Source organism: Zoogloea sp. (genome assembly GCF_041904905.1).
Taxonomy (GTDB): Bacteria; Pseudomonadota; Gammaproteobacteria; order Burkholderiales; family Rhodocyclaceae; genus Zoogloea.
This window is the reverse complement of record NZ_JAYRMI010000024.1, coordinates 46,872-53,595: the sequence shown is the minus strand read 5'-3', so window position 1 is coordinate 53,595 and position 6,724 is coordinate 46,872. Positions and strand designations below refer to the sequence as shown.

Annotated in this window: 5 protein-coding genes and 1 riboswitch; of the genes, 2 read left to right on the top strand and 3 right to left on the bottom strand. The window is 69.4% G+C overall.

Going from position 1 to position 6,724, the window contains the following annotated elements; translation table 11 throughout:
* Window positions 1–168 precede the first annotated feature (168 nt).
* Together ACE3N6_RS09080 and ACE3N6_RS09075 are read left to right on the top strand one after the other, a co-directional pair.
* Window positions 169–1,077, top strand: coding sequence for a transglycosylase SLT domain-containing protein (locus ACE3N6_RS09080; RefSeq protein ID WP_374244958.1), 909 nt, complete (start codon window positions 169–171; stop codon window positions 1,075–1,077).
* A 13-nt stretch (window positions 1,078–1,090) separates the two neighbouring features.
* Entirely contained in the window at window positions 1,091–1,855 is a 765-nt protein-coding gene (locus ACE3N6_RS09075) for a S1C family serine protease (RefSeq protein ID WP_374244956.1), read from the top strand.
* 79 nt (window positions 1,856–1,934) lie between these two features.
* Here ACE3N6_RS09075 and gcvP read toward each other — a convergent pair whose 3' ends face one another.
* From gcvP to gcvT, 3 genes are all read right to left on the bottom strand, one after another.
* Complete coding sequence (gene gcvP / locus ACE3N6_RS09070; RefSeq protein ID WP_374244954.1) at window positions 1,935–4,826, bottom strand: aminomethyl-transferring glycine dehydrogenase; 2,892 nt, start codon at window positions 4,824–4,826, stop codon at window positions 1,935–1,937.
* Window positions 4,827–4,919: 93 nt separating this feature from the next.
* Window positions 4,920–5,300 carry a glycine cleavage system protein GcvH gene (gene gcvH / locus ACE3N6_RS09065; RefSeq protein ID WP_374244952.1) on the bottom strand — a complete coding sequence of 127 codons (381 nt, stop codon included), beginning with the start codon at window positions 5,298–5,300 and terminating at the stop codon, window positions 4,920–4,922.
* A gap of 47 nt (window positions 5,301–5,347) precedes the next feature.
* Window positions 5,348–6,430: a glycine cleavage system aminomethyltransferase GcvT gene (gene gcvT / locus ACE3N6_RS09060; protein WP_374244950.1), complete on the bottom strand. Its 1,083-nt coding sequence runs from the start codon at window positions 6,428–6,430 to the stop codon at window positions 5,348–5,350.
* A gap of 195 nt (window positions 6,431–6,625) precedes the next feature.
* A riboswitch (glycine riboswitch) is annotated at window positions 6,626–6,717 on the bottom strand.
* Window positions 6,718–6,724: the final 7 nt, after the last annotated feature.

The following is a 6,724-nucleotide window of genomic DNA, read 5'->3' as shown; positions in this document are numbered from 1 at the left end:
GGCGGTCGCCCACAAGGAATACGCCGACATGGGCGCCGCCCAGCTGTGCGAGAAGCTGCTCCCGGGCGGTGTGTTCACCGACGTGAAGAGCTTCTACGACCCCGCCGTGCTGGAAGCCGCAGGCGCCAAGGTTTGGCGGCTGTAAGCGGGGCTGGCGGCGTGGCGCGCGTGACGCGGTGGTTTTCCGTTCTTCTGCTGGGCGCGGGCCTGGCAGGGGGCGCGTGCCTGGCGCAGGCCGCCGAGCAGAAGTTCGAGGCGGCGGCGGTGGATGCCCGGCAGGTCGTCGAGCAGGCGCTCGCCTTCGAGCACGGCGAGGGCGTGCCCCGCGATCCGGAGCGGGCGGCCGAGCTGTACTGCGAGGCGGCCCGTTCGGGCAGCGCCGAGGCGATGTACAGCCTGGGCTGGATGTACGCCAACGGTCGTGGCGTGCCCCGGGACGACGGCATCGCCGCCACCCTCTTCGAGATGGCGCTCTTCAAGGGGCACGAGGGCGCGGGCAAGGCCCGACGGGTGGCCGGCGAATACACCGGCGCGGTGCCCGAGTGCCTGAAGCTGCACAGCGTCGAGTGGGCCTTCTCGATCCGCGACAACTGGGATACCCGCAAGTACCTGGCCTCCTTGCCCGAGCGCAAGAAGAAGGTGGTCGAACTCATCACCACCCTGGCGCCGCGTTTCTCCATCGAGCCCCGGCTGGCGCTGGCGATCGCGACGACCGAATCCAACTTCGATTCCAACGCCCTGTCGCCCAAGAACGCGATGGGCGTGATGCAGCTGATCCCCGAGACGGCGAGCCGCTTCAACGTGAAGGACAGCTTCGACCCGGTGGAGAACATCAAGGGCGGGCTGGCCTATCTGCGCTGGCTGCTGGCCTACTACCGCGGCAATGTGGCGCTGGCGGTGGCGGGCTACAACGCCGGCGAAGGGGCGGTGGACCGTTATCGGGGCGTGCCCCCCTACAAGGAAACCCAGGCCTACGTGCGGCGCATCCTGGAGTTCTTCCCGCGCACCGAACATCCCTTCGACGCGCGGCTGGTCAACGCTTCGCCTGCGCTCTCGCCGGTCAAGGCGGTCAATTAAGAGGGGTCGGCCGATGGCTTTCCGGATATCCCCGGCTGCAACCGCCGGGGCCTTGGCGCTGGCTTGCGTCGCCGCTCCGTCGGCTCGCGCCGACTTCCCCGACGCGGTGGCCTCGATCAAGCGTTCGGTGGTGGCCATCGGCACCGTGTCGCCCACGCGCAACCCGCGCTTCCGCTTTCTGGGCACCGGCTTCGTGGCAGGCAACGGCAATCAGGTGGTGACCAACGCCCACGTGATCGGGATGACCGATCTCGCCGAGGACGAGCGGCTGGTGATGGCGCTGCCCGGGGTGGGGCGGGTGACGGCCAGACCGGTCGTCAAGGAGGCCGTCGATCTCGATCACGACCTGGCGGTGCTGCGCTTCGAGGGGCCGCCGATGCCGGCGCTGCGGCTGGGCGATTCCAGCACGGTGCGGGATGGGCAGGATGTGGCGGTGACCGGCTTTCCGCTGGGCAGCAGCGTCGGGCTGACGCCGGTGACCCACAAGGGCATCGTGTCGGCCATCGCCCCGGTCGGTCAGCCGGTGGCGTCGGCCCGGCAGCTCGATGGCGCGATCCTGCGGCGGCTGGCCACCGGCGGCTATTCGGTGCTCCAGCTGGACATCGTCACCTATCCGGGTAACAGCGGCAGTCCGCTGTTCGACGCTGCCTCCGGCGAGGTGGTGGGGGTGCCCAACCTGGGCTTCGACACGGGGGGGAGGGAGTCGGCGGTGAGTGCCCCGTCGGGCATCTCGTACGCCATCCCCGCGGCTTTCGTGAAGGCGCTCATCGCGCCTTAGCGCATCCTGACGCGCCGCCGCCGGCCAGACGCAAAAAGCCCGGGGTCGCGAGACCCCGGGCTTTTTCGTGGGCGCTGGATCAGGCCAGCTCGTCCATCGGCACGCAGGAGCAGAACAGGTTGCGGTCGCCGTACACGTCGTCGATGCGGTTCACGCTGGGCCAGAACTTGTTGTCGGCCACCCACGCCAGCGGGAAGGCGGCTTCGCTGCGGGAGTAGGGGCGGTCCCAGTCGCCCAGGAAGTCGGCCTGGGTGTGGGGCGCGTGCTTGAGCGGGTTGTTGTCGGCGGGCAGGCGGCCTTCCTCGATGGCGCGGATCTCGCCGCGGATCGAGATCATCGCGGCGATGAAGCGGTCCAGCTCGCCCTTGTCCTCGGATTCGGTGGGCTCGACCATGATCGTGCCGGCGACCGGGAAGGACATGGTGGGGGCGTGGAAGCCGTAGTCCATCAGGCGCTTGGCGATGTCCACCTCGGAGATGCCGGTGGTGGCCTTGATCGGGCGGATGTCGAGGATGCACTCGTGGGCGACGCGGCCCTGGCTGCCGGTGTAGAGCACCGGGTAGTGGGCCGCGAGCTGGCTGGCCACGTAGTTGGCGTTGAGGATGGCCACTTCGGTGGCGCGCTTGAGGCCGCGGCCGCCCATCATGGTGATGTACATCCACGAGATCGGGAGGATGCTGGCCGAGCCGAACTGGGCGGCCGACACCGCGCCCTGGCCGGCGTTGGGGCGATCCTCGCTGCCGGTGGCGGCGACCACGTGATCCGCCATGAACGGGGCGAGGTGGGCCTTCAGGCCGATCGGGCCCATGCCCGGGCCGCCGCCGCCGTGGGGGATGCAGAAGGTCTTGTGGAGGTTCATGTGGCTCACGTCGGCGCCGATGGTGGCGGGGGAGGTGAGGCCGACCTGGGCGTTCATGTTGGCGCCGTCCATGTAAACCTGGCCGCCGTACTGGTGCACGGTGGCGCAGATCTCGCGGATGGCTTCCTCGAACACGCCGTGGGTGGACGGGTAGGTAATCATCAGTGCGGCGAGCGCGCCTGCGTGCTGTTCGGCCTTGGCCTTGAGGTCGGCGAGATCGACGTTGCCGTTGTCGTCGCAGGCCACCACGACCACGTCCATGCCGCACATCTGGGCGGTGGCGGGGTTGGTGCCGTGGGCCGACTTGGGGATCAGGCACACGGTGCGGTGGTGGTCGCCGCGGGCGGCGTGGTAGCGGCGGATCGCCACGAGGCCGGCGTATTCGCCCTGGGCGCCGGAGTTGGGCTGCATGCAGATGGCGTCGAAGCCGGTGATCTCGCGCAGCTGGGCGGCGAGGCCTTCGATCATCTCGAGGTAGCCGGCGGTCTGGTCGGCCGGGGCAAACGGATGGATGTCGGCGAACTCGGGCCAGGTGACGGGGATCATCTCGCTGGTGGCGTTGAGCTTCATGGTGCACGAGCCCAGGGAGATCATCGAGTGGTCCAGCGCCAGATCGCGGTTCTGCAGGCGCTTGAGGTAGCGCAGCATCTCGTGCTCGGTGTGGTGGGTGTTGAACACCGGGTGGGCGAGGATGGCGTCGTCGCGCAGCAGCTCGGCCGGCAGGTTGCCGCCGCGGGCGGCGACGGTGGCGTCGAGGGTGGCCACGTCGGCCTTGGCGCCGAAGGCGGCGAGCAGGGCAGCGATGTCGTCGCGGGTGGTCTTCTCGTCGACGGCGATGCCGAGGGCGCGGCCGTCGATGTGGCGCAGGTTGTAGCCGGCAGCCTGGGCGGCGGCGTAGAGGGCGGCGGAGCGCTCGCCGGTTTCCACCTGCAGGGTGTCGAAGAAGCTGTCGGACGCGAGCGCAAAGCCGGCCTGACGCAGGCCTTCGGCCAGGGTGGCGGCGAGGCGATGGACGCGCGCGGCGATGGTGCGCAGGCCTTCTGGGCCGTGATACACGGCGTACATGCCGGCCATGTTGGCCAGCAGCACTTGCGACGTGCAGATGTTGGAGTTGGCCTTCTCGCGGCGGATGTGCTGCTCGCGGGTCTGCAGGGTCATGCGCAGGGCGGTCTTGCCGCGGGCGTCCTTCGAGACGCCGATGATGCGGCCCGGCATCGAGCGGACGTGGCTCTCGCGGGTGGCGAAGAAGGCCGCGTGGGGGCCGCCGAAGCCCAGGGGCACGCCAAAGCGCTGGGCCGAGCCCAGGGCGATGTCGGCACCCAGGGCGCCGGGCGACTTGAGGAGCACCAGGGCGAGCAGGTCGGAGGCGACGGCCACCACGGCGCCCTTGGCCTTGAGGCCGGCGATGGGGGCGGCGAGGTCGGCGACGACGCCGCGCTCGTCCGGGTATTGCAGCAGGGCGCCGAAGACGTCGTGGTGGGCGGCATCAAAAGCGGGGCCGACGATCAGCTCGAAGCCGAAGTACTCGGCGCGGGTGCGCACCACGTCGAGGGTCTGCGGGAAGACGCCTTCATCCACGAAGAAGGCCTGGCTCTTGACCTTGGAGATGCGGCGGGCCATGGCCATGGCTTCGGCGGCGGCGGTGGCTTCGTCGAGCAGCGAGGCGTTGGCGAGTTCGAGCCCGGTGAGGTCGATGACCATCTGCTGGAAGTTCAGCAGGGCTTCGAGGCGGCCCTGGGCGATCTCGGCCTGGTAGGGCGTGTAGGCGGTGTACCAGCCCGGGTTTTCCATCACGTTGCGCAGGATGACCTTGGGCGTGATGGTGTCGTAGTAGCCCATGCCGATGAGCGATTTCTTCAGCACGTTCTTGCCGGCGATGGCCTTCAGGCGGGCCAGGGCCACATGCTCGGGCGTCGGTTCGCCGATGGCCAGCGGTGCGGGCAGACGGATGCCGGCGGGCACGGTCTGGTCGATCAGGGTGTCGAGGGAATCGACACCGACGGCGGCGAGCAGCGCCGGCAGCTCGGCGGCGCAGGGGCCCAGGTGGCGGCGGATGAAGTCGTCGCCCTGTTCGAGCGTGGCGAGCGGGGCGGAGAGGAGCGTCTTCGACATGGGAAAAACTCGGGTTGGGTTACGGCAAGGGCGAGCGGCGGGGGCTCACTGGGGGCGCGCCGCGGTGGCACGCCCCGGTCGGGCGACGGCAGATCAGCCGATGGCGGCTTCGTAGCCGGCGGCGTCGAGGAGCGCGTCCACGTCGGCGGCGTTGGCCGGCTTGATCTTGAACAGCCAGGCGGCGTAGGCGTCGGCGTTGACGGACTCGGGCGCGTCGGCGGCGTCCTGGTTGTTGGCGACGATCTCGCCGGCCACCGGGGCGTAGATGTCGGAGGCGGCCTTGACCGATTCGATCACCGCGATGCTCTCACCGGCTTCCACGACGCGGCCGGCGTCGGGCAGCTCGAGGAAGACCACGTCGCCGAGGGCTTCCTGGGCGTGGTCGGTGATGCCGACGGTGAGGGTGCCGTCCGCTTCGGTGCGGACCCATTCGTGGGAGGCGGTGTAGCGCAGATCGGTCGGGAGCGTGCTCATGGGATGTCCTTTTGGGGAGGTTTCGAGAAGATGGGATGCGGCGGAAATCAGATTAGGGGTTTGCCGTTACGGACGAAAGAGGCTTTGACCACCCGGGCCTTGAGGCGCTTGCCGCGGATGTCCACCTCGACGGCGTCGCCCGGCGCCACGCCCAGGGGCAGGCGGGCCATGGCGATGGCCTTTTCGAGGGTCGGCGAGAAGGTGCCGCTGGTGGTCTCGCCTTCGCCCTGGGCGGTGAATACGGTCTGGTGGGCGCGCAGCACGCCCTTGTCTTCGAGCACGAGGCCCAGCACCTGCTGGCTGGCCGGGTTGGCCTGGAGGGCTGCCTTGCCGATGAAGTCGCGGCTGGCGTCCTTGAAATCGACCGTCCAGGCGAGGCCGGCGTTGAGCGGCGAGACGGTTTCGTCCATGTCGTTGCCGTAGAGGGCCATGCCGGCTTCGAGGCGCAGGGTGTCGCGGGCGCCGAGACCGCAGGGCTTGACGCCGGCAGCGACGAGGGCGTCCCAGGTGGCGGCGGCGCGGTCGGCCGGCAGGGTGAGTTCGAAGCCGTCTTCGCCGGTGTAGCCGGTGCGGGCGATGAAGAGGTCGCCGAAGGCGGCGGCCTGGAAGATCTTGAGGCTGGCCGAGGCGGCTTCGGCGCCGGGGATGGCGGCCCACGTTTTTGCGCGGGCGTCGGGGCCCTGGACGGCGATCATCGCCAGATCGCGGCGCGGGGTGAGGGTGGCGGCAAGGCCGGTGGCGGCGAGCTGCTGCTGCATCCAGGCCATGTCCTTGTCGGCTGTGCCGGCATTGACGACCACCCGGTAGTCGGTGTCGGAGAGGAAATAGACGATCAGGTCGTCGATCACGCCGCCTTCGGGGTTGAGCATGCAGCTGTAGAGCGCCTTGCCCGGCTCGGTGAGCTTGGCCACGTCGTTGGCGATCAGGCCGCGGAGGAAGGCCTTGGCGCCGCTGCCGGCGAGATCCAGCGCGAGCATGTGGGAGACGTCGAACATGCCGGCGTCGCGGCGGACGGCGTGGTGCTCCTCGATCTGGGAGCCGTAGTTCACCGGCATGTCCCAGCCGGCGAAATCCACCATGCGGGCGCCGGCGGCGACGTGGGTGGCGTGAAGAGGGGTGCGCTGGGTCATCGTGATCTCCGGCGGGCAATCGTAACAGTGTAGAAAAGCAATGGGGCCGACGCGATTCGTAAATCGCGTCGGCCCCATCTGTCCTTTGTACCTGAGAGATTGCAGCGGTGCTTCGAGACGGCTGCGTGCCCCTTCGGTGGATACGGCCGGCCGTGGCTGGCACGGGCACAGGCGGCATCGCTCTCCAGATTGTTGATTCGTCGGCGGTCCTTTTGCCTGAGCGGTTCCGGGGGTTGCGCCTTCGGCGGTTCGCAGCGGCTGCGCGAACACTCTCCCGCACGACGGCGCGCACCT